Here is a 22,889-nt window from a genome sequence, read left to right on the forward strand (position 1 = left end):
GCCATACCTGTTCAGACCAGGGCTTTAATTATGCATAGAAGAATTCTTATACTGCTGCTTATCTGTTTTACTATATCCTGCCTATATGCGCAATCTCCCACAGTTAAAGAACAAGAGAGTTATACGCATGAATTCACGGCAAAAGTATATAGTATTGATACTGTTAACGTGATAAATCCAAAATACCAGCTTGAAAGAAAAAGAGATGATAAGGTCGCCATTGTTAATATTAAAATATTATCAAGACTAAAGGGCGACTTCGGACATATTCCTGATTATATAATGATGGAATTGATTATATCTGATCATCTGTTGAGGTATGATTTTGTAGTAGGAAGAAGCTACAAAGTGTTTGCATATTTAGCAGCATATAATTCGCCCTTTATTTTGAAAAAGTATAGAAGAGCTGCATTGAGATTGGATCGTTTTAATCTGCCAATAATGATCCGGTAAGTGATTGATGTAAAAAATAGTATATGGATGGTAAAGGACAAGTTCATCAGGCATTTTCTATCGCTATAGAGGGATTGAGGGAGGAATGGTTTGAACTGGAGGATGATAGCTGGTATCAGTATGTTATGAACCTGTCAGTTCAGCATAGCGTGACTTACTTGCTGATAGTGCTGGAAGGGCAGGTATATAATGGTGGATTCCATCAGTATTTTACAAATCGATATGGAATATTCGCCGCTGCAACTGTGGCGGCGTTGAAGCATGTAGGAGCATTTAAAAAGATGGCGATTGTTGAACGTGCGTTCGCAATAGTAAATGCAGATAAAGATCCGGAAGACGTTTTTATGCAAAAGATGCTTTCCGGGGACCTGGCTATTTTCCATAATGATACTTCTGTTTCGATACTGGATAAATTGGATGCAGAATATTATAGCCATGAAGAGGAGAACTTAATGGAGCTGTTACCAGGTTTTTATCAAAGTATTGGAGTCGTATTTAAGGCGTTTAGTATGCCGGAACTGGATAATAGATTATCTTTTCTCACTAATAACCTGGTTGTTAGTTTTGAGGCGCGGCTTCGGGATAAAGATATGGGAGATATCAGTGTCAGGCAGGAAAATCACTATCTGAATGAAGGAGTCCAGTATATTGTGGAAGTAATAGATTTAATGTACCAGGATAATTTGGAGGGGTATACCACGGAAGATCATGGTCCGACACTGACAGTTTCCCTTGACAAGGCAGATCAAAACTGGCATCTGGAGTTTTTAATTATCCGGTCATCTGGGGAAATTCTTCAGGAGAAGACCATAGCATTTGAACTGGCAGATGAGTTACCAGCTGAAAGTATTGAAATACTATATAAGGAGATGGAAGGATTATTAATGGATATTTTAGTGACGAGATATCGAAAGTAAATCACTTTTTTAACTAATCCAATATTTACCCATGCAATTTATCCGAGGTAATATTTGAATCTATCGTTCTCCTGGGACTATTCGGAGATGATGGAATGACAGAGGCTTTTGAACTGACAGTAAAGAAGAAATGGAAGCACATTGGATATGTTAATTGAAAAAAGTACAGTTAATAAAAAGGCAGACAAATCCTGATAAATATTTGCGACAATTTGATTTTGTCGCTTTGAAAAGTACAAGTAACGGATACGCCAATGTAGGGAGTATCAGCAAGGGAGCCGGACTAGTGCAGGAACTTGCGTTACATATTTAAATCATTAGTATGGATCTCATTTTAAACACGGCAATAATATTGACATGTTTTTTCCTTATGTTAAGGATCATTTTTTACGACCGGGCGCATGGTCGATCCTTGGGATATGTATTTTTCTCTATTGGGAAGCATGTCAGAAGTGTAAAGTACATCATCCCCAGCCCTATTAGTAAAGAGCAGCCGCAGAAGATGAATTTATTATTGAAGACAGGGAATGTTTGTCTATATCTTTTTTATATACAGTTTGTAGTGTCGATGTTATTGATATTCCTGTCATTGACACTCAGCTGATTTCCAAAAAATAAGTTTCTCAGCATGAATATTTAGCTATGCATCATCTCCTGGAAATAGTCATCGAGGCTTTCGTTTTCATTATCTTCGCCATTCCTGGTGCTTTCTTCAGATGGATATTTACCGGAAGAAAACGAACATACAAAGAAGTACTCCTCGACGATAATGATATAGACGGCGTAATTGGTATGATAGTAACCGGGATAGTAGTTGCTATCGTAATATACTACTGTCGCTAATTTTTTATTTCCGTATATCCCTTGGTAGCTCTCCAAACTTCTTCCTGAATGCCGCTGTAAAATGATGTGGATGTTTATATCCAATTCTGTCTGCCACTTCGCTCACATATAGTTTCTCCTCTTGTAATAATCGTCTGGCTTCCTGCATCCGGATATCGCTGAGGTATCCAAATACGGTGGTGTTGAATAACTCTTTGAAACCTGTTTTAAGTTTCATCTGGTTGATACCGGCTTTGCGCGCCAGTTGTATGAGTGATAATGGTTGGTCAAAATGTTGGGTGATGTAATCGCGGATAGCGTATAGGGCTGCTATATCTTTTGCCGGCAAGGTGCTTTTTGGAGGGAGATGTATATCATCCAGTTGTTTCACTTGCAGCAGAAATAGCTCGATGGCTTTGGCTTCGAGGTATACTGCTTTCAGATGACCCTGGTAAGGAGCTTGTTGCAGGTTGTTAATGATACCCTGCATGGCAGGCAGCATTTGAGCGGTGAAGGCAGGGGAGGGCTGGTTAAAGGTAGCATCCTGCAGGAAGCGCCGCATAAAGGGACTTTCTTCTGTGAAGAGTTGCTGATAGAAATTTTCTGAGAACATCAGCTCAAAAAATAAACGGTTTTTGTGAGGGGTAGCTGCTACCGTTAATTCATAAGAGGCTGGTGATTCCCGGTATATCACAAATTGTTTTTCCGGTATGGCAGCCGCAGCGGGCGTATCATCCTGTAGCCGGAAATGAGATACAATGGCTTTTTTAGCGGGTTGGAAGGTCATCACTTTGGAGGCAGGGTTATGGTAGTTCCCCCAGCGAAAATCAATTTCCCGGAGGGATAATTCTTCCAGTTGGATCTGAAACCCGGTGCCGTCATGGAGGCGAACCTGCTTTTCCTGTACGGGGGCAGAACTGGTACTACCTGTGTGGCAACTGTTGAGCATAAAACTTCTTTTTGCGTTGATGAAACTTCCTTTTGCGTTAACCGGTGGGGGCAGCAGGCGGTTAACTTTGGCCTACTAAATTAAATCAATAAAATGGAAAACAATCAGTATGTCACCGTATTTGGGGCTACCGGGAAGATAGGTAGTGCATTGCTCAAATTTCTATCAGCGGCGGGTATCCCGGCTATTGCCGTGACGCGTAATAAAAGTAGGGCAGTAGCACTGCCTTTTGTGGAGTGGGTAGAAGCAGATATGTTTGATAAAGCCAGTTTATACAAAACGATGGATCATAGTAGTGCGGTGTTTTTGTCATCGGGTATGGGTGCTAATTTCGTGACAGAGCAGCAACAGGTTATCCAGGTGGCCACGGAAACAGGCGTGACGCATATTGTGAAGCTCTCTTCTGCTGCGGTGGGTAGCAGCATTGACCGTTCTGCTATTGCCGCGTCGCATGGCGCCGTGGAGGATTATCTGAAAGCGGCCGGTATTCCCTGGACCATATTGCGACCTACAGGATTTATGCAAAACTGGTTGGGAGAATTTTCCCAGCGGGTGAAAACGCAGCGTACGATTGGGGAAGCTACCGGCGATGGAAAGCGGGCATATATTGATGTGAGAGATATTGCAGAAGTAGCGGGTACGATTTTAAAAACACCGGCAGGTCATGACGGGAAAACGTATATGCTTACAGGTGGGGAGGCCATCAATTATGCACAGTTGGCAACAATGCTGAGTGCATTGACAGCGGAGCTGGTGACGTATATCCCGCTCACGCTGGAAGAAGGCCGGCAACAGTTGGAGCAAAAAGGATTACCTCCCTGGGCGGTACAAACGTTTATGGCGTACATAGAAGTGCAACGCAATGGCGGGGCCGCAATGGTGAGTAGTGCGGTGTCAGATATTCTTCGGAAACCGGCACGCACAGCGGAAGCTTTTGTGCAGGACTATGCCGCCTGGTTTAAGTAAAAATCCGAAAATTTAAGCAGGCAGCCGACCTACATTATTGTGGGTCGGCTGCCTGTTTTTTTAGAAAAGGAATTCTTATATTTAATCATAATCCACTCATATGAAAAATGTGATCGCCTACATTACAGATCCCCACCTCGATGAAGCCGGGCTCGCAAATTTTCCCGTGAATGTAAGGGAAGACATCAAAAATATGCTACAGGAAGTACACGCTGCCGGTATTAAAAATGTGGTGATTGGCGGCGATATAGGAGATAAAGCTTCGCATACTTTTACCTTCGATCTGTTGCGGCAATATGCCGGTAGTGTAAAGATTACCCTGGGTAATCACGACAAATTCAAAGAAGTAATTACCTACTACAACCCTTTGCCATCGGGAAGGGAGGAGATGTACTATTCAGAGGAACACGACGGCTACAAACACATTTTCCTGGATTCTTCCTCAGAAGAAATCAGTGCTGCACAACTGGAATGGTTCAAACAGGAAATGCAGACCAATAAAAAAATAATCCTGTTTGTACATCATCCTATCCTCGGCGTTGAGGCAGAAGTAGACCGCGCCTATCCGCTGAAAGGCCGCGATGATATTGCCGCCGTATTGAAGCAACATCCACACAACGTATACATTTTCTGCGGACATCTTCACCTCGATGATGAACAAACGCAGGGGCATATTCAACAGTATGTGACACCAGCCGTTTCTGTACAATTTGTAAAAGAGGCGGCTACCCTGGAAATGGATTATAAATTCTTCGGCTATCGGATTATCGAAATCAATGAAGATGGTATTGATACCGAAGTAATGCTGAAACAACGATCCTGATCTCAAAAAAAATTTGGATGCTCAGATAAATTATTTTAGTTTCATTGCATAAAGTAATTTTTTTTATTGTCCATTTGCTTAAACGTTTAAGCAAATGGGTGCCACGGGTATGAAAAACAGGGAAGAAGTAGCACACGCCAGCTCCGGAGCTGCACTTATATAATAGCCGGCCACCACATCTGCCGGCAGCTTTTATAAAACCACAGATACATGAAAAAAAGTAACAACCGACGTTTTTTTCTGAGAAATATGGGCGTAGCCTGCCTGGGAATTTCTGCACTGCCAGCAATAGCATTGGGAAAGCCCACCACGGAAGATGAAACAACAGAACAGCCCACACCCTCGCCAGCTGATGGCCGCCGCTTTAATGACGCCTACGCAGGAAAATATAATAACCGCATCGCCTTTCCCATTGGTGGTATTGGCGCCGGCATGTTTTGCCTGGAAGGCACCGGCGCTATCTCTCATATGTCTATCCGGCACAACCCGGAAATGTTTTACGAACCCGCCATGTTTGCTGCTATCAGCATCAAAGGCGGCGCAGCCCGCGTATTGGAAGGTGCGGTGCCCGACTGGAAAAAATTTGGACAACGCGATGCCGGCTTAGGCGGCACGGGTGGCGCTACCTGGGGACTGCCCCGCTTTAAGGACGCCACTATGAAAGCCCGCTTTCCCTTTGCCGATATACAACTGAAAGATCCTGCCATTCCACTACAAGTGGTCGTAAAAGGTTGGAGTCCTTTCATTCCCGGCGATGAAGACCATGCCAGCATGCCAATAGGCGCAATGGAATATCATTTCACCAACGCCGGCAGCAAAACAGAAAATTATATCTTCTCTTATAATGCCCGCAATTTTATGCGACAAGCCGATACCGGGCACACCGTGAAAGCCATGCCCAATGGATTTATTTTATCGCAGGAAGCGCCAGAGCAAGCGGTGGAGAAACAAGGCCACTTTGCCATTTTCACTACCGAACCGGAAACGGTGGTCGATCACTGCTGGTTCCGCGGTGGCTGGTTTGATCCATTGACCATGGTATGGAATACCTTGAAAGATGGCAACACGCGGAATACGCCGCCGGTCGACAAGGACGCTCCTGGTGCGTCCCTCTTTGTGCCTTTCCGGCTGAAGCCCGGTGAAAAGAAATTTATCCGCCTGATGATGGCCTGGTATGTACCCGATTCAAAACTTCGTATAGGCGATAACGCTACCAGCACATTCGGCAACTATTACAAACCCTGGTACAGTAACCGGTTTAAGAATATAAACGAAGTAACAGATTACTGGAAGATGAATTATGCCGACCTGTATAAAAAAACCGCATTATTCACCGACACTTTCTATAAAAGCACGTTACCACCGGAAGTAGTAGAAGCAGTGGCCGCCAATCTCACCATCCTGAAATCAGCTACGGTCATGCGCCAATACGATGGCCGCTTCTGGTGCTGGGAAGGATCCGGCGATAACTGGGGGAGTTGCCATGGTACCTGCACCCACGTATGGAATTACGCACAGGCCGTACCACATTTATTTCCCCGGCTGGAAAGAAGTTTACGCCACACCGAATTCCACGAAAATCAAAATAACGAAGGCCACCAGGGATTCAGGGCCAACATCCCCATTTCCCCATTGGTACATAATTTTCACTCCGCAGCAGACGGACAACTGGGCGGTATCATGAAAGTATACCGCGAATGGCGCATCAGTGGCGACACTGCATGGCTGCAACAAATGTATCCATTGGTGAAAGTAAGCATGGACTACTGCATCCGCACCTGGGATCCCCGCGGCAAGGGATTGGTGGAAGAACCCCATCACAACACCTATGACATTGAATTTTGGGGTGCCACCGGGATGTGTACCAGTTTCTACCTCGGTGCTTTGCAGGCATTTACATTAATGGGCACTGCATTGGGTAAAGATGTGGCCACCTACACTGCGCTTTATCAGAAAGGAAAACAACAACTGGAAACCACTCTCTACAACGGGGAATACTTCATCCAAAAAATTCAATGGACCGGCCTAAATGCGCCCGATCCCGTAAAGGCACAGTCTTTCAGTACGCAGTATGCAGAGGAGGCTGTGGCACTGCTACAAAAAGAAGGACCTAAATACCAGTACGGCGATGGCTGTTTGTCAGACGGTATTCTCGGCAGCTGGATGGCCCGCGTATGCGGCATGGAAGAACCCGCAGATCCTGCAAAAACAAAAAGTCATTTACTGGCAGTACACCGCTATAACCTCAAGAAAGATTTAAGCCAGCACGTAAACCCACAACGCTCTACCTATGCCCTCGGCAACGAAGGCGGACTACTGCTATGCTCCTGGCCTAAAGGTGGCATGCTGTCGCTCCCGTTTGTATACAGCAATGAAGTATGGACCGGCATCGAATACCAGGTGGCGTCTCACCTGATGTTCCAGGGAGAGGTAGCAAAAGGATTGGAGATAGTAAAGGCTTGCCGACAACGCTACGACGGCACGGTGCGCAATCCTTTCAATGAATACGAATGCGGCCACTGGTACGCCCGGGCCATGTCCAGCTACGGACTGTTGCAGGGACTCACCGGCCTGCGCTACGATGCGGTAGAAAACCTCCTTTACATCGACTCACGCATCGGGGATTTCAGCAGTTTCCTCGCCACAGAGAAAGGCTTCGGTACCGTCAGTTGGAAAAAAGGTATTCCCTCGCTGCAGGTGGCCTATGGCGCTATCCCCGCTACCCACGCCATCGTGAATGGAAAAAAAATACCGTTATCCGTATAGTACACATCTTTTTCAGGGACTCATAAGACAGGCATTTCCCGTTAGACAGATTGTAAGGTTTTGTTGCTTAAACGATTAAGTAAAAGAAAATCACCAAAATCCACACGTTTATGAAAGCTTCCCAGCAAGGAAGACCATCCATGTCGCGATGCCTTAAAAAAGCAGGCCTGGTTTTCCTGTTCCTTTTTTTCACGATCATCTATACCGTATCCGCACAAAAAGTAATCACCGGGAAAGTCACCGCATTCGCCACCGGCAAGCCTTTGGCGGAAGTGAATGTAGTGGTAAAAGGTACACCGGTAGGTACTACTACCTATCCCGATGGAACCTACGCTATTAAAGTAGAACCAAATGTAACACTGGTATTTACATACGTGGGCTATGAAACCCAGCTAATACCAGTAGGTAATCAAACGGAATTAAATGTTGCCCTGAAGCAGCAATCCAGCACCCTGGGAGATGTGGTAGTAGTTGGATTTGGTAAGCAGAAGAAAATCTCTGTAACAGGCGCCATTTCCAGCGTACCGGTGAATAACCTGCAGCGCATTGCTACACCCTCTTTATCAAATGCATTAGCCGGCAGTATGCCCGGCATCATTACCCGCCAGAGCTCCGGCGAACCCGGATACGATGGCGCTGCCGTATTTATCCGCGGCTTCGGTACCTGGGCCAACAGAAGTCCGCTGATCCTCGTAGATGGCGTAGAACGGGATATCAACAATCTCAACACCCAGGAAATTGAAAGCTTCTCTATCCTGAAAGATGCCTCTGCTACCGCCGTATACGGCGTGAGAGGCGCCAACGGCGTTATCCTCATCACCACCAAAAGAGGGAAAACCGGGAAGCCACAAGTTATATTCCGTACAGAAAATGCCAGTCTCACCGCCCTGCGCCTGCCCAATTATATTAACGGCGGCGAATATGCCGGCCTGATAAATGAAGCATTGGGGAATGATAATCTTCCCCTAAAATATACACCGGAAGAACTGCAAAAATTTAAAGATCATTCCGACCCGTATCTCTACCCCGATGTTAACTGGACCGATGCAGTACTGAAGAAAAATACCTTCCAGAGCATCAATAATCTCAGCGTAACCGGCGGTAATGAAATCATAAAATACTATACCAATGTTGGCTATACGATTTTGAATGGTATCTACAAACAGGATCCTGCCAATGCGTACAAAACCAACGCGCAAATGAAGCGCTATAACTTCCGCTCCAATGTAGATATCAATGTATCCAAAACCATCAGCCTGGAACTGGGCGTTGGTGGCGTGATTCAACAAGGTAACTACCCGGGCACCCGTGCGCCTGATATTTTTGACGCCCTGAAAATTACCTCTCCCATTAACTATCCAAAAGTAAATCCGGATAACTCTATTGCCGGCGCCTCTACGTCGTACCTGCAGAACAATCCCTGGGGATTCGTTACCCGCGCGGGTTACACCCGGCAGGATATGAATACGCTGCAAGGTACGTTCAGCGGTAAATGGGACTTGTCGTCACTCGTCACAGAAGGCCTGTCCGTACGGGGTATGTTCTCCTACGATCATACTTACTTTGCTTCCACAGAAAGAAATAAACAGTACGCCATTCAGCAATACCTGGGCAAAGACAACAGCGGCAACGACAAATATGCCATCATCCGGGAAGAACAACCCATGGGATACAGGGTCATCAACCGGGCTAACCGTGCCGTATATACGGAGCTGGCGGTGAACTACAACCGCAGCTTCGGCGCGCATAACGTAACAGGCATGATCCTCGGTAATCGCCGCGAATACATCGATTTAACGGCCAATAGCACCATTAACAACCTGCCTTATCGCCGCCAGGGCCTCGCCGGACGCATCACCTACAATTTTAAAAACCGTTACCTCGCAGAAGTAAATGCAGGATACAACGGCTCCGAGAATTTTCCCGAAGGAAAACAATATGGTTTCTTCCCTTCCGTATCAGCAGGCTGGGTGATCAGCAACGAAAATTTCTGGCCCATCAAAGCTATTTCAAACCTCAAAATCAGGGGCTCCTACGGCCAGGTGGGTAACGACCAAATCAGCATCGGTACAGACATCCGCCGCTTCCTGTTTCTCACTACCATTAACCGCAACGGCCAGTCTTACCTCTTCGGAGATAACCAACGCTTCTACCAGGGATTCGATGAAGCGCAACTGGGAAATGATAATGTCACCTGGGAAGTAGCCACTAAATCTAACCTGGGATTGGATCTCGAATTGCTCAATGGCGCCATCACCCTGCAGATAGATGGATTCAAAGAAAACAGAACCGGCATTTTAATTCAGCGCGGTGTGATTCCGCGGGTAACGGGTTATAACCCGGGCATCCTGCCGTATGCGAACCTGGGTAAAGCAAAGAACAGCGGCGTAGATGCAATGCTGGAAGTAAAGCGTACCACCCGCGGCGGACTTTATTATAACATCAGGGGTACGTTTACCTATGCCCGTAGTATCTGCACACAAAATGATGATCCCATTCCGAAGTACGACTACCAGTCGTTTGTAGGCCAACCCATCGATCAGCCCATGGGATTGGTAGCGCTGGGCTTCTTTAAAGATCAGGCAGATATCGACAAAAGTCCGAAGCAAAATTTCATGGAGCGGGTAAAACCTGGTGATATCAAATACCAGGATATGAATGGGGATCATGTGATTGATGACTACGACCGCGTTCCTATCGGCTATCCAAGAACGCCGCAAATAGTGTACGGCGCCGGCGCCAGCTTTGGTTACAAAGGATTTGAACTGAGTTTCTTCTTCACAGGCGCAGCACAAGCCAGCCTTTTTGTAGATGGTCCTTCGATGTACGCCTTCCAGATGGGCCTCGGTACTTTCAATATCCTGCATGAATACTATGATAACCGCTGGACACCTGACCATCCCAACGCCAAATACCCGCGGGTATCGCCGTTGGAAAATCCCAACAACAACCGCACCTCTACCTTGTTCCTGCAAAATGCGGCCTACCTGCGTTTGAAAAGCGCCGAAGTGGCTTATAACATTCACCTGAAACCAGGACGGAATCCAGGCCTGCAGGGAATAAGAATATTTATCAACGGCTTCAACCTGGTAACCTGGGATAAAATAAAAGCCATAGATCCGGAATCAGAATATGGTACCGGCGGATATCCCTTGCAGCGTAGCGTGAATTTTGGTACCCAGCTCACCTTTTAACTCATTCCATGATGAAAAATATATTTGCCATCTTATCAAAACAACTTTGCCTGCTGCTGCTGAGCATGCTCCTGCTGCCATCTTGCTCCAAAAACTACCTGAAAAAGGCGCCGGATGAAGACCTGGATATTAAAAAAGTATTCTCAGAAAGAAAGTATGCTGAAGCCTTTCTCTCTTCCGCCTATAGCAATATTCCCGTAATGTTGGGGGCGGCAGACTGGGATCAGCGCAATCCCTTTACTGGCGCCTGTGATGAAATGGAGATCACTTTCCTCGGCGCCTATTCACACCTGTTGAATTCAGGCGCCTGGAGCGCCAACGATTACTACCCGGATATCTGGGGATATATGTATGAAGGCATCCGTAAAACCAATATATTTTTGGAAAATGTAGCACTGGTGCCCATGCCGGAAGAAGACCGGAAAAAATGGATAGGAGAAGCTACTTTTTTACGAGCCTTTTATCATTTTATGCTGGCCCGCATTTATGGCCCAATACCCATTGGTGATCACGCTTATACCCTCAGTGAAGACTATACGAAAATACGCCGCGCCCCCATCGATAAAGTGATTGGCTTTATTACTTCCGAATGTGATAAGGCAGCCGGGTTGCTGGACTGGAGCGTTACACCCGATAAATACGGCCGCATTACCAAAGCCGCTGCCATGGCTTTAAAGGCACAAGCCCTGCTGTACATGGCCAGCCCTCTGTGGAATGGGAACCCTGATTACACCGGTATCAAAGACAAAGACGGTACCTCTCTTTTTCCGGGGTATGATAAAGAAAGATGGAGAGCCGCCGCAGTAGCTGCTAAACTTTGTATAGACGGGGCAGAAGCCAACGGCTATAAACTGTATCGCTCTGCTTCTAACGACCCGGTGCGCAATTACCAGGAAGTATTTATAGAACGGAATAATGCAGAAGTATTGTTTGCCCGTAATGCTGGTGAACACTCGCATTTTGAACGCTGCAGCAACCCAATCAGTTATGGTGGTTACTCCATTTTTTGCCCTACCCAGGAACTGGTAGACGATTATGAAATGGAAAATGGGCTGCGCCCTATAACCGGCTACCAGGCAGATGGTTCACCTATTATCAATGCCGCATCCGGATATGTGGAAACCGGTTATGTAACTGATAAACATCCGAAAGATTACTATCCTGCCGGCGTGCGGAATATGTACGTGAAACGGGAACCCCGCTTTTATGCAAGCATCAATTTTAATGGCGCCATCTGGAAAAATCGTGGCATACAATTCTGGAATGAGGGGCTGGACGGCAGAAGGAGGGCTGGTTCCGATTACTGCATCTCCGGTTACCTGATGAAGAAAATGGTGAACCCTACCTCCGATATCTTCCAAAACAGGTTCTCGCTAAATACCTGGATCTATTATCGTTTGGGTGAAGTATATTTAAACTATGCAGAAGCCCTCAATGAGGCAGATGGCCCGGTACCAGATGTATACAAATATGTAAATGCGATCCGCGACCGGTCTGGTTTACCAGGACTCGCCACCGGCTTGTCGCAGAACGAAATGAGGGAACGTATTCATCATGAACGCCGTATTGAACTGGCTTTTGAAGCGCATCGCTACTTTGATACCCATCGCTGGAAAACCGCCGGGGATATAGACAACAAAGAAATACACGGCATGAACATTGGCGCCGGTGCTGCACTCAACGACGATAATTTTTATAAAAGAACAGTCATAGAAAAACGCGTGTTTGTATCGCCTAAGCATTACTTATGGCCGTTACAACAAACGGAAATCAATAAAAACCCTAACCTGGTGCAGAATCCAGGCTGGTAAACTATTTTGTCATATCAGGTTTTTGTAAGATGAAAAACGCCATCCACCCCTGTGGTATCAGCAGGCTAAGCAGACGGATTTTTAGTATACTCGTGATCGTTAGTATACCGGTAGGACTTTTCGCGCAACAGGCTACTACGGAATGGATACGGCCGGAGCATGCGGAAAGCCCGCCGGTATGGGGTATCCGCAACGGGATCGTGGTGGCGCTCTGGCCTGCTGCTATTGAGAACCCCCGGCTCGGCAATGATGGCGGTCCCAGGGGATTGTTACGGATAGGTTATGAATGGCAACGTATCATTTACCATATCAACTATATTGCTATTGAGCCGATAGTAAATGGAAAAATGGAATTCAGTGAAATATCCGCTTCGCAGGTTGATGGTAAATGGGGCAAGCTGATGTGGGCCGGTGAAACCGCTGACCCCGCAAGGTTTTTAGCGGGTGCAGGCACGCGCGGTGTAATCGTAACAGATACACTGAGCCAGATCGTTGCAGATGCCCAACATCCGGGGAATACCATTTTGTACCTCTATGTTTTTATGGAGAAATTCATCCATGGAGCGCATCCTTATCTCCGGTTGAGTATTCATAGCAGCCGGCCGGAAGAACTGTGCATAGAAGTATTTCAGCAGCCAGGCAGCGCGGTGATGGAGCGTTGTGGGGTAACGGCTACCATGGGCAATTATTCCCGCCTGAGAAATTTGTTCCTGCGGGATTCCATCGTGAATGCCCGTAAATTATACGCGGGCTACCAGGATATTAATTTTATAGAGAAGGCGGCTTATCCATTACCACAATTATTACGCAATCATAGCGGCGATGTAATCGTGATGGCACAACCCGATGAAACATTAAATGAACTGAGTGCCTGGCCGGAAACACCGGCCTATACCGCTAAATGGGGCTGGCGCTATCGCCCGTTTTATAAATTAACACAATACTGGCGGGTAGCAGCGGCACACGTAGATCCTTCGCTACAGACAAGAGTGAATGGGCGCGCCAAATACTGGAGTGGCGCCAACGGCGATCCATCCGCATACATCAATATTCCCGGTGGCCCTTCTTTCGAAAACTTTGAATTAAGACAACAATATCATAGTGGCCAGCAATTTTATTTTGGCCTCACCCGCAAAACCGTCGAACAATTGTTGTCGGAGTAACCGTTTAACCTTTCACATAGCCACGACGGCCACGCTTTAGGCGTGGCCTGTTGTGGCATCATTGTTTAATAACCGGGAGTGCATGTCGCCAGGCATAATAACCCACTACCGCAAAACAAATCAACGGTACAATATAACCCAGCTGCACATTACTGTAATAACTAACGGCTCCCAGACCCAGCGGTATCAATGCCCCGCCCACAATAGACATCACCAGGAAGGCCGATGCCGATTTGGTTTCATTGCCCAGATCATGGATAGCTAACGAAAAAATGGTGGGAAACATAATCGACATAAAAAATTCCACGGCAGGCAGCAGGTATACACCAGTTCTACCGCCAACGCCTACACTATAACATAGTAGTAATACACAGGCCATACTATACCACAACAATAAACGACGGGGGGCAATTTTCCGCATCAGGAAAGTACCGGCATATCTTCCTATCATAAAACATAACAACAGGATGCCCAGCAGCGTAGTTGCTTCTTTTTCCGGCATATGCCCGCTATACCCCGCATACCGGATGAAGAAGCTGGAAATGCATACCTGCGCGCCTACGTACGCAAATTGCGCGATCACGCCCCAACGAAAATGCACGTGTCTGAATACACGAAAATTGATTTGCAGGCCATCACTATGCTCTTCCTGGATGGGTGGAAAACGCACCACCATAAACAGTACCGCAGTAAGTAATAATACACCGGCAATAACGAGATACGGCACTTGTACGGAACGTGCTTCAGACAACAGGTAGGCATTGAGCACATCCGGCGGCATACTGTTCAGTTGCGCATGTGTAAACTCTTTACCGGAGAGAATAACCTTGCTGAGAAAAAACGCCGCCACAAATGCGCCCAGCCCATTAAACGCTTGTGCGAAATTAAGCCGCTGCACGGCCGTTTCCGGCGATCCCATGATGGTAATATAGGGATTGGCCGCTGTTTCGAGGAAGGTCATACCGGCGGCTACCAGGAACAGGGCAAACAGGAACATCCCGAAGGAGCGCCATTCTGCCGCAGGAAAAAATAATACGGCACCGGCAGCGGCTATTAACAGCCCGGTGATGATTCCTGTTTTGTAACTCCATTTACGCATAAGCCATGCGGCGGGCAGGGCAAAGAAAAAGTAACTGATCCAATAAGCGGCGTCAATGAAGGCGGATTGAAAATCATTCAGCTGGCAGGCTTTTCTCAGGTGAGGAATGAGTACAGGAATGAGGTTGCCGGTAAGCGCCCACAGGAAGAAAAGGCTGATAATAAGTACAGTAGCAACTTTCACGGAGCTGTTGCCGGAAGGGGCCGCGGTGGCCCCTTTCTTTACATCAATCGTAGTGGAATCCATAAAAGCGGGTTTGATGATGGGTTATAGCCGGCAGGTCTGCACTTCGTTGACCAGCCGGCCAATATGATCTATACTGATTTCTACACGATCGTTGTCTTGCAGCGTGAAGCTATTATCCGGTACCAGGCAGGTGCCCGTCATCAGGTAGCAACCTTCCGGGAAGGCACAGCCCTTGTAAAGGAAATTCACTAACTCCTGGTGGCTGCGTTTCATTTGACTAATGGGCACACTATCGGCGTATTGTACTTCGTTGTTGCGGTAAATAGCCATGTTGATCACGGTATCCGGTGGAATAGGTACACTGGGTACCATCAGGCAGGGGCCAAGTCCGGCGCATTTCTCATATACTTTTGCCTGCGGCAGGTACAGGGGATTTTCGCCTTCTATACTACGGGAACTCATATCATTGCCAATGGTATAACCTTCAATGGTACCCTGGCTGCTGATGAACAAAGTAAGTTCCGGTTCCGGTACATCCCAGGAAGAATCTTCACGGATATACACGGTTTGCCCATGGCCGGAAACGCGGTGTGGCGTGGCTTTGAAGAATAGTTCCGGTCTTTCTGCTACATACACTTTATCGTAAAAGGTAGCGCCACCGGAGATTTCCGATTCTTCCATGCGCGCGGTACGACTCCGGTAATAGGTAACGCCAGCGGCCCATACTTCCTGTACACCAATCGGGGGGAGTAAGTCAGCCGTTAATAGTTGTTCTGCAATGGCAGCAGGTACAGGTGTTTTACCTTTTAAATCAGCCAGTACATAATCAAACAGGCCGGTTCTGTTTACATAGGTATTCCAGTTGGCAGCTACCGTATAATATTGATCCTGGTAGGAAACCAGCAAGGCAGCAGAAGTTTTATAGATGCGGATGATGTCCATATGAAAAAGCTATTTGTGATGCAGAAAATTTTCGGCATCGTGTAAAGGTAATTGCCAGAGCTGTGCAGCCATGGCTTCCATGGCTTTGCGGTCGCCTTCAAAATGCATGGTCACTTGTTGATAACGCAGGGATTCTCCCGGTTTCAGCGCGCGGGCATCGGAAGAAGATTCTACTTCATAGAAAGGTCCCATTTGCGTACCATCGGCTAAAGGGCCATCATTGTAGCAGTTAACGGCATCGCCTTTAAACGGTTCTTTTTGTAATTCCCATTTTGAATTTACATAACGACCAGTTGGCACTACTTCGTAGAATAACACCGTGAGCGTATTATTTTCCAGGTCGATGCTGCCGGCGCCTCTTTTCGCGATCAGCGGCGACAAGCCCAGTTTGCCACGGGATTTGCCATCTGCACGGAACAGTAGCAGGCTGTCTTTTACCAACAGGTTTTGCGGCGGAATTTTACCAAAGTAATCATCTGTGATATGAGATTTGGCATCGGGGATGGCCTGGAAAGGTGCTACAATAGCGGTTTGATCAGATGGCTTGAACATCCCCAGCAGCCAGATACTCAGCAATCCTTTTTGTTCCTGCCAGGCGCTGTCACCGCTGTTGGTAACGGTGTTATCCGTTTCATAGGCAACGCTACTGATGCCCACCGGCGGTGCAAATCCCAGTTTGCTGCTGATATCTGTACTTCCTAAAAGACGTATACTCCTGTTGATATGTACTTTGAAAGTACTGCCGGAATAATTTTGTAAGATGCCATCCTGCTGATAGGTTACCTCGGTATCAGATTGTGCTGTGAGTGCATAATGTGCCGTGTCGATCAGTCCCGGCGTTTGCCAGTTAGCGAAATCAAAAGACTTTCCGGGAGGGAAGAACAGCGCGTACTGCCCACCTTCCGGTCCCAGCCAGAAACGTTCTTCTCCGCCGAATGCATTGATATGTGGGGCAAATTTTTGTGCAGCTACCAGGCCGTAGTTGATCCAGCCAAAGCTTCTGCCAGCGCTGCCTCCGGTAGTACTGGTCATCACCCTTGCCTGGTAATCGCCGGTAATCACTACGCGGCCGCTGTCGCCGGCATGTTTTAATACCACTACATTTTTTAAATGTTGCTGCAGAAAGCTAACGTCTTCACCAAAGTTGACCGGTTTCATATTATGTTGTTCATGCGTGGCGCCCGGTCCGTTGCATGCAGCTAATGCCGCAACCAGGCAACCGGAGATAAAAATGGATTTCATATCAATGGAATTAAAATGAATAATAAAATAAGTCCTTCCAATATCCGCTGTTCGCTACCATCCTTCTACACCAGCTAACTGCTAATAGCTAACAGCTAACAGCTAACAGCTAAAGCGATGTCCCTCTCTTCCACGGAATAAAATAAGTCCTTCCAATATCCGTTGTTCGCTACCATCCTTCTACACCAGCTAACTGCTAATAGCTAATGGCTAACAGCTAGAGCGATATTCCTCTCTTCCACGGAATAAAATCATCTTGTCCTAGCTGTTGTGCTTTTGTGGCGTATTCCCCGCTGGCGGTGGCAATGACGAGTTCCAGTATATCTGCTGCCACCTCATCCAGCGAAGCTTCGCCATTGATGATGGCGCCAGTATCCAGGTCAACGATATCTGGCATTTTAGCAGCCAGTTTGCTGTTGGTAGATAGTTTAAGCACGGGGCTTACGGGATTCCCGGTAGGGGTACCGAGGCCGGTGGTAAACAATACGATGTTGGCGCCGGCGCCTACTTCAGCGGTAGTGGATTCCACGTCACTGCCTGGTGTGCATAACAATGCAAGACCGGGGCGTTGTACCCATCCTGGATAATCAATGACATCCGTAACAGGAGAGGAGCCGCCTTTCTTGGCGGCGCCGGCAGATTTAATAGCATCGGTGATGAGTCCATCTTTGATGTTGCCGGCAGAAGGGTTTGAGTCAAACCCGGATCCCACGGCCTCTGCGCTGCTGGCGTAGTCGCGCATCAGTTGTACGTAACGGGTGGCCAGTTCGGCATTTACGCAGCGGTCGCTCAGTTCCTGTTCTACGCCGCATAACTCCGGAAATTCAGAAAGGATCACGGAGCCGCCCAATGCTACCACGGTGTCGGCTACACGCCCTACGGCTGGATTGGCGGAGATACCGGAAAATCCATCGGAGCCGCCGCATTCCATGCCTATACATAATTTGCTGAGGGGAGCAGGCTGACGTTGGTAGTTATTGGCTTTGGCCAGTCCATCAAAGGTTTGTTGGATGGCTTGTGTCATCAGTGCTTTTTCAGAACCAGTTTGTTGTTGTTCCAGGTAGATTACGGTGCGGTCAAATCCAGGTACCCGCTTTTCGATTTCTTCTTTCAGCATATCGATTTGCGCATTCTGGCAACCGAGACTCAACACCGTGGCTCCGGCCACGTTGGGGTGGGTGATATAGCCGGCCAGGATACCGCAAAGCGTACGGGCGTCTTGTTTAGTACCGCCGCAGCCCATAGTATGTGTGAGCAGTTTGATGCCATCGATGTTGGGAAATGTACGTAGTGGCTGAATGGTATCCGTGGTGTAATCTGTAATCGTAACGGAATCGGTAGGGGTGCCTTGCCGGAAGCCCTGTAGGAGCTGTTGCAGCATGGCTTCGTAGACAGGTTGTTTACGGTAGCCCAGTTCTTTTACCAGTACTTCGTGCAGCAATTGTACATTCCTGTTCTCACAAAATACCAATGGGATAATCACCCAGTAGTTGCCAGTGCCAACACGGCCATCGCTGCGGTGGTAGCCGTTGAAGGTGCGGTGTTGCCAGCGGGTGATATCCGGTGCAGTCCAGTGCTGTTGGCGTTCTCCGCTCACCGAAAAACTCCCGGAGGCATGCCGGATATTTTGCGTGGTGATAACTTCTCCGGCGGGAATGTCTTCGTTGGCAATGCCTACCAACACGCCGTACATATTAATGGCAGCATCTTTGGCAATAGGCTGCGCGGCTATTTTGTGCTTGGCGGCAACGTTACGTATGGCCGTTACCGTTTCATTTCCGCAGGTCACTGCGGTGCCGCCGGGAATGTCTTGCAGGGCTACCCATACATTGTCGGCCGGATGTATTTTTAGCGTGGTTTGTTTCATGATGATAATGATTTATAACAACGATCTGTCGAGGTGTACGTATCCGCCGTCTACATGAATCAGCTGACCGGTAGTATGGCTGGATTTTTCAGATAGCAGGAACACCGCCATCTGCGCAATTTCTTCCGGCGTGGTCATGCGTTTTTCCAGTGGAATGCGTGCCACGATGCTGGCCAGTTTAGCGGCTTTATCTTCAAAGGTGTTGATCCAGTTTTCATAGAGTGGCGTCCAGGATTCGGCTACTACAATGGCATTTACGCGGATGCTATAAGGCAGTAATTCTACGGCCCATTCGCGGGTAAGTGCATTGCGGCCACCGTTGGCGGCGGCATAGGCAGAAGTGTTGCCCTGCCCGGTTTCTGCCGTTTTAGAGGTGATATTAACAATGGCGCCTTTACTGGTTTTCAGGTATGGCAGCGCATGATGTGCCATGAGATAGTAGTGTACCAGGTTGCGGTGTAGCGATTGCATGAACCCTTCGTAGGAGCCATTCTCCAACCCAATGCCATCGTTAATGCCGGCGTTGTTAATGAGTCCGTCTATGCGGCCATATTGCGCTACAACTGCTGCCACGGCCTGTTGGCAGGCAGCAGGGTCGGTGAGTTCTGCTACTACCTGTGCACCTTTCCCTCCGATGTGGGCGAGGTGTTGCAGGTTATCTTCTTTACTTCTGCCAACAATAACAGGCAAAGCGCCTTCCTGTGCGAGTACGGAAGTGATGGCCGCACCAATTCCTTTGGCGCCGCCGGTTACAATGATGACCTTGTCTTTTAAACCTAAGTCCATTTTTATTGAATTACGAATTAAGAATTACGAATTACGGATTGGTGGGGAGATATAAGCGTATGTCGAATTGAGCGTTAGGAACTATGGATTTGTCAGAAACAGATACAAATGCTATTCGCTTATATCTTCTTACCAATCCGTAATTCGTAATTCTTAATCCGTAATTCTTGTAAACTCACCATTTACTAATCGCCAGATGTGCATGGGATTATGATCCTGTAATTCCGGTGGCAACAGGTAAGCCGGGAAGTCCTGGTAGCATACCGGCCGGCAGAAACGATAGATGGCCGCGGTACCTACAGAAGTACCTGCTGCCGGTGTAGTAGCGGGCCAGGGGCCGCCGTGCACCATGGCATGGTTAACGGCCACGCCTGTAGGAAAACCATTGATGATAATCCTGCCGGCCTTTTCCCGGAGAATATCGATCAAACCGGCATGTTCCTGCAGGTCGTCGGGCGTACCGTGAATAGTAGCGGTGAGCTGACCTTCCAGTTGACGCGCCACGGCATATACCTGTGCAATACTGCCGGCATGAATATGTAAGGAGGCCGGACCAAATACCTCTTCCAATAGCTGTGGTTTCTCCAGCGCTTTTTCCGCGGTGATTTGCAGCAGGTGAGGAGTAGCTTGTTGTGGTGCCGGGATGGCGGCGCCTAATACAAGGACGCCCTGTTGCTGCAACGCGTGTATGCGTTGTTGATAGGCCTGTAAGATGCCCGGTGTCAGCATATGCCCGGCCGGCGAAGTTCCGATGCCCTGTTGCAATGCCTGGATGAATGCGGTGGTGGCCTCATCGCCGGGGGTAATAAACAATCCCGGGTTGGTACAAAATTGTCCGGTGCCCAGGATCACAGATTGCAGCAGTTGCATGGCCAGGGCGGGTCCTTTCTCCCGTAATATTCCCGGTAGGAAAAACACCGGGTTTACGCTGCCCATTTCCGCAAATACCGGGATGGGTACGGCGCGGCGTGTAGCCGTATCATATAGTGCCTTGCCGCCTTTGAAGGAGCCGGTAAAGGCAATGGCGGATACCAAAGGATGCGCGGCCAGGTACTGACCGGTTTCATGGGAAGTGCCGTGTACCATGGAGAACACGCCTTCCGGCATTTGTGTGCGTAACACGGCTTTGCGGATGGCGGTGGCTACCAGGTACGAGGTGTGCGGGTGCGCGGGATGTGCTTTGAATACTACGGGACAACCGGCAGCCAGTGCGGCGGCGGTGTCGCCACCGGCTACAGAAAAGGCCAGCGGAAAATTGCTGGCGCCAAAAATACCGATAACGCCAAGAGGAATCTGCATTTGCCGTACATCCGGCGTGCCGGTGTTGATGCGTGCATTTACCCAGGATCCTTCTGCAATGGTGTTGGCAAATAACCGCAACTGCCCCGTAGTACGATCTCTTTCGCCCTGTAGCCTCGTAAGTGGGAGCCCGCTTTCCGACGCAGCTACCTGTATTAATTCATCTCCCAAGGAAACAATATCATCCGCGATGGCATGGAGAAATTCGGCCCGCTGCGATGGTGTTGTTTTTTTATAGGTGATAAATGCTTTGGCGGCCAGCGTTAGGGCCGCATCTATTTCACCGGTAGTGGCTTCGCGGAATTCCTGCGGCAACCATTGCTGCTGTACGGGATCAAATGCCCGGAACAGCTGATCGCCTTCTCCCGAAAAATTATTTCCGATCAGTTGTAATCCTGTTAACAATGCTCGACTCATCTTCCTGAATTTTTTATTTGAATAGTTAGTTTACTTCCAGATCATTCATCGCAGGCAGTTTAGGGAAGGGGGCATGTGGTTCACGCTGGTACCAGAATACTACGCTGCTGATATCAGATTGTTGTGGCAGGTAACGACCGCCACTGCGCCAGCCCAGGTCCTGTATGGTCACTTTCAGTTCCTTTTCAAAACGGATAGGATCCATGATATGCCAGCGATACAGGCCAAAGCGTTGCTGCGATTTATATAAACCATCCGGGCGGATCACCTGGTGCAAGCCTGTATAAGGTGTACAGAATTCATTGTATTTGCCTTTAACGTCAAAGTTGTAGGAGCCGCAGAAATAATCTTCCGTACCGGTGCCGCAAATGGTAGGAAATTTGGTGTCGCCGTCCATGAAGAATTTAATTTCCCCTTCGCCCCACCAGCCATTGTTATTCACGCCCCAGGCGAGATAGGTGCCTACATATTGTCCTTGTCCTTTTACGCCGTCCAGCATGGTGAAAGACCCTTCTTTCACGGGATTGTTGCGACGGAATTGTGCATGGAAATAACCCGCATCTTCAGGCACGGTTGTCAGCGTATAGTCGACCTGGTAGTAGAGTGTCATGCGTTCGGTATTGATATTTTCCATGGTGATTTTACACTTCTTGCGGAAAGGCATGGCCCAGTAGCAGTTGAAGGCGCTGCCGGGATTGACGCAAACGGCGAGAGAGCTGAGTGGAGCATATTCTCCCCAGCCCATGCCGAAGAAATCGCCTACGGGTACTTCTACAGATGGGGTAGTTTCATCATCCCAGTAAAAGCGGAGTATAGAATAGCGCCAGTTGCCGGTGGGTGTCATCCAGATATGCTGAATGGCGCCGGGGCCGCTCATTTCTGCCAGTGTAACGGTTTTGCCGGGTTCAATAAAAATGTAGGGATTTACTTTCCAGCCTTGTCCCAGTTCCCGGGCGGCGCCGCGGGCATTACCCTGCTCCAGGGTAGCCATGCCGCCTTTGCCGGGTTCGCCGGTGAGGTTTTCCGGGCTGATAGAGCGGGTTTTGGCGTTGGAGAGACGGAATAAGTTCCCCATGTTCATGTCTAATCCATTGAAGGATTGTTGTGCGGTGGCGGCCCAGGTTAAACAGGCAGATAATGATAGTAGCAGCAGTTTTTTCATGATCAGTGGATTTTTAGCAATAAGG

General features: G+C 48.1%; 17 protein-coding genes. 9 read left to right on the top strand and 8 right to left on the bottom strand.

Going from position 1 to position 22,889, the window contains the following annotated elements; genetic code table 11:
- The first annotated feature begins 30 nt into the window (after positions 1-30).
- From AC5ZC7_RS06755 to AC5ZC7_RS06765, 3 genes are all read left to right on the top strand, one after another.
- Positions 31-453, top strand: coding sequence for a hypothetical protein (locus AC5ZC7_RS06755; RefSeq protein WP_496160351.1), 423 nt, complete (start codon positions 31-33; stop codon positions 451-453).
- A 23-nt stretch (positions 454-476) separates the two neighbouring features.
- Positions 477-1,370, top strand: coding sequence for a DMP19 family protein (locus AC5ZC7_RS06760; RefSeq protein WP_496160350.1), 894 nt, complete (start codon positions 477-479; stop codon positions 1,368-1,370).
- 642 nt (positions 1,371-2,012) lie between these two features.
- Positions 2,013-2,213 (top strand): hypothetical protein, encoded by a 201-nt coding sequence (locus AC5ZC7_RS06765; protein WP_496160349.1) that lies wholly within the window; start codon positions 2,013-2,015, stop codon positions 2,211-2,213.
- 4 nt (positions 2,214-2,217) lie between these two features.
- Here the strand turns inward: AC5ZC7_RS06765 and AC5ZC7_RS06770 are convergent, their stop codons facing one another.
- The gene (locus tag AC5ZC7_RS06770) at positions 2,218-3,141 is read right to left on the bottom strand and encodes a helix-turn-helix domain-containing protein (RefSeq protein WP_496160348.1); all 924 of its coding nucleotides are present in this window, start codon (positions 3,139-3,141) and stop codon (positions 2,218-2,220) included.
- Between the two features lie 93 nt (positions 3,142-3,234).
- Between AC5ZC7_RS06770 and AC5ZC7_RS06775 the strand changes: the two genes are divergently transcribed.
- The 6 genes from AC5ZC7_RS06775 to AC5ZC7_RS06800 all read left to right on the top strand — a co-directional run bounded on the left by AC5ZC7_RS06775 (position 3,235) and on the right by AC5ZC7_RS06800 (position 13,864).
- Positions 3,235-4,107 carry an NAD(P)H-binding protein gene (locus AC5ZC7_RS06775; protein ID WP_496160347.1) on the top strand — a complete coding sequence of 291 codons (873 nt, stop codon included), beginning with the start codon at positions 3,235-3,237 and terminating at the stop codon, positions 4,105-4,107.
- Between the two features lie 100 nt (positions 4,108-4,207).
- Entirely contained in the window at positions 4,208-4,930 is a 723-nt protein-coding gene (locus tag AC5ZC7_RS06780; RefSeq protein WP_496160346.1) for a metallophosphoesterase, read from the top strand.
- A 210-nt stretch (positions 4,931-5,140) separates the two neighbouring features.
- Positions 5,141-7,696: a GH116 family glycosyl hydrolase gene (locus AC5ZC7_RS06785; RefSeq protein ID WP_496160345.1), complete on the top strand. Its 2,556-nt coding sequence runs from the start codon at positions 5,141-5,143 to the stop codon at positions 7,694-7,696.
- A gap of 110 nt (positions 7,697-7,806) precedes the next feature.
- A complete protein-coding gene (locus AC5ZC7_RS06790; RefSeq protein WP_496160344.1) occupies positions 7,807-10,890 on the top strand; it encodes a SusC/RagA family TonB-linked outer membrane protein in 3,084 nt (1,027 codons plus the stop codon).
- Positions 10,891-10,898: 8 nt separating this feature from the next.
- On the top strand, positions 10,899-12,701 hold the full coding sequence (locus AC5ZC7_RS06795; protein WP_496160343.1) for a RagB/SusD family nutrient uptake outer membrane protein: 1,803 nt from the start codon (positions 10,899-10,901) through the stop codon (positions 12,699-12,701).
- 29 nt (positions 12,702-12,730) lie between these two features.
- Positions 12,731-13,864: a hypothetical protein gene (locus AC5ZC7_RS06800; RefSeq protein ID WP_496160342.1), complete on the top strand. Its 1,134-nt coding sequence runs from the start codon at positions 12,731-12,733 to the stop codon at positions 13,862-13,864.
- Positions 13,865-13,922: 58 nt separating this feature from the next.
- Here the strand turns inward: AC5ZC7_RS06800 and fucP are convergent, their stop codons facing one another.
- The 7 genes from fucP to AC5ZC7_RS06835 form a co-directional block, all read right to left on the bottom strand.
- On the bottom strand, positions 13,923-15,209 hold the full coding sequence (fucP, locus tag AC5ZC7_RS06805; RefSeq protein WP_496160341.1) for an L-fucose:H+ symporter permease: 1,287 nt from the start codon (positions 15,207-15,209) through the stop codon (positions 13,923-13,925).
- A gap of 21 nt (positions 15,210-15,230) precedes the next feature.
- Positions 15,231-16,091, bottom strand: a complete 861-nt coding sequence (locus tag AC5ZC7_RS06810; RefSeq protein ID WP_496160340.1) for a fumarylacetoacetate hydrolase family protein — start codon at positions 16,089-16,091, stop codon at positions 15,231-15,233.
- Positions 16,092-16,100: 9 nt separating this feature from the next.
- A complete protein-coding gene (locus AC5ZC7_RS06815) occupies positions 16,101-17,333 on the bottom strand; it encodes a DUF6786 family protein (protein ID WP_496160339.1) in 1,233 nt (410 codons plus the stop codon).
- Positions 17,334-17,550: 217 nt separating this feature from the next.
- Positions 17,551-19,200, bottom strand: a complete 1,650-nt coding sequence (locus AC5ZC7_RS06820) for a UxaA family hydrolase (protein WP_496160338.1) — start codon at positions 19,198-19,200, stop codon at positions 17,551-17,553.
- A 12-nt stretch (positions 19,201-19,212) separates the two neighbouring features.
- A complete protein-coding gene (locus AC5ZC7_RS06825) occupies positions 19,213-19,986 on the bottom strand; it encodes an L-fucose dehydrogenase (protein WP_496160337.1) in 774 nt (257 codons plus the stop codon).
- A gap of 153 nt (positions 19,987-20,139) precedes the next feature.
- Positions 20,140-21,702 carry an aldehyde dehydrogenase family protein gene (locus AC5ZC7_RS06830; protein WP_496160336.1) on the bottom strand — a complete coding sequence of 521 codons (1,563 nt, stop codon included), beginning with the start codon at positions 21,700-21,702 and terminating at the stop codon, positions 20,140-20,142.
- 25 nt (positions 21,703-21,727) lie between these two features.
- Entirely contained in the window at positions 21,728-22,864 is a 1,137-nt protein-coding gene (locus tag AC5ZC7_RS06835) for a DUF2961 domain-containing protein (protein WP_496160335.1), read from the bottom strand.
- Between the last annotated feature and the right edge of the window lie 25 nt (positions 22,865-22,889).

This window comes from Chitinophaga sp. 9-1-y, from assembly GCF_059511905.2.

Coding starts and splice junctions, on each gene's coding strand:
- AC5ZC7_RS06820 (WP_496160338.1), bottom strand. CDS start 19,200: ATGAAACAAACCACGCTAAAAATACATCCGGCCGACAATGTATGGGTA.
- AC5ZC7_RS06815 (WP_496160339.1), bottom strand. CDS start 17,333: ATGAAATCCATTTTTATCTCCGGTTGCCTGGTTGCGGCATTAGCTGCA.
- AC5ZC7_RS06810 (WP_496160340.1), bottom strand. CDS start 16,091: ATGGACATCATCCGCATCTATAAAACTTCTGCTGCCTTGCTGGTTTCC.
- AC5ZC7_RS06760 (WP_496160350.1), top strand. CDS start 477: ATGGATGGTAAAGGACAAGTTCATCAGGCATTTTCTATCGCTATAGAG.
- AC5ZC7_RS06835 (WP_496160335.1), bottom strand. CDS start 22,864: ATGAAAAAACTGCTGCTACTATCATTATCTGCCTGTTTAACCTGGGCC.
- AC5ZC7_RS06825 (WP_496160337.1), bottom strand. CDS start 19,986: ATGGACTTAGGTTTAAAAGACAAGGTCATCATTGTAACCGGCGGCGCC.
- fucP (WP_496160341.1), bottom strand. CDS start 15,209: ATGGATTCCACTACGATTGATGTAAAGAAAGGGGCCACCGCGGCCCCT.
- AC5ZC7_RS06765 (WP_496160349.1), top strand. CDS start 2,013: ATGCATCATCTCCTGGAAATAGTCATCGAGGCTTTCGTTTTCATTATC.
- AC5ZC7_RS06770 (WP_496160348.1), bottom strand. CDS start 3,141: ATGCTCAACAGTTGCCACACAGGTAGTACCAGTTCTGCCCCCGTACAG.
- AC5ZC7_RS06830 (WP_496160336.1), bottom strand. CDS start 21,702: ATGAGTCGAGCATTGTTAACAGGATTACAACTGATCGGAAATAATTTT.
- AC5ZC7_RS06800 (WP_496160342.1), top strand. CDS start 12,731: ATGAAAAACGCCATCCACCCCTGTGGTATCAGCAGGCTAAGCAGACGG.
- AC5ZC7_RS06775 (WP_496160347.1), top strand. CDS start 3,235: ATGGAAAACAATCAGTATGTCACCGTATTTGGGGCTACCGGGAAGATA.
- AC5ZC7_RS06795 (WP_496160343.1), top strand. CDS start 10,899: ATGATGAAAAATATATTTGCCATCTTATCAAAACAACTTTGCCTGCTG.
- AC5ZC7_RS06785 (WP_496160345.1), top strand. CDS start 5,141: ATGAAAAAAAGTAACAACCGACGTTTTTTTCTGAGAAATATGGGCGTA.
- AC5ZC7_RS06755 (WP_496160351.1), top strand. CDS start 31: ATGCATAGAAGAATTCTTATACTGCTGCTTATCTGTTTTACTATATCC.
- AC5ZC7_RS06780 (WP_496160346.1), top strand. CDS start 4,208: ATGAAAAATGTGATCGCCTACATTACAGATCCCCACCTCGATGAAGCC.
- AC5ZC7_RS06790 (WP_496160344.1), top strand. CDS start 7,807: ATGAAAGCTTCCCAGCAAGGAAGACCATCCATGTCGCGATGCCTTAAA.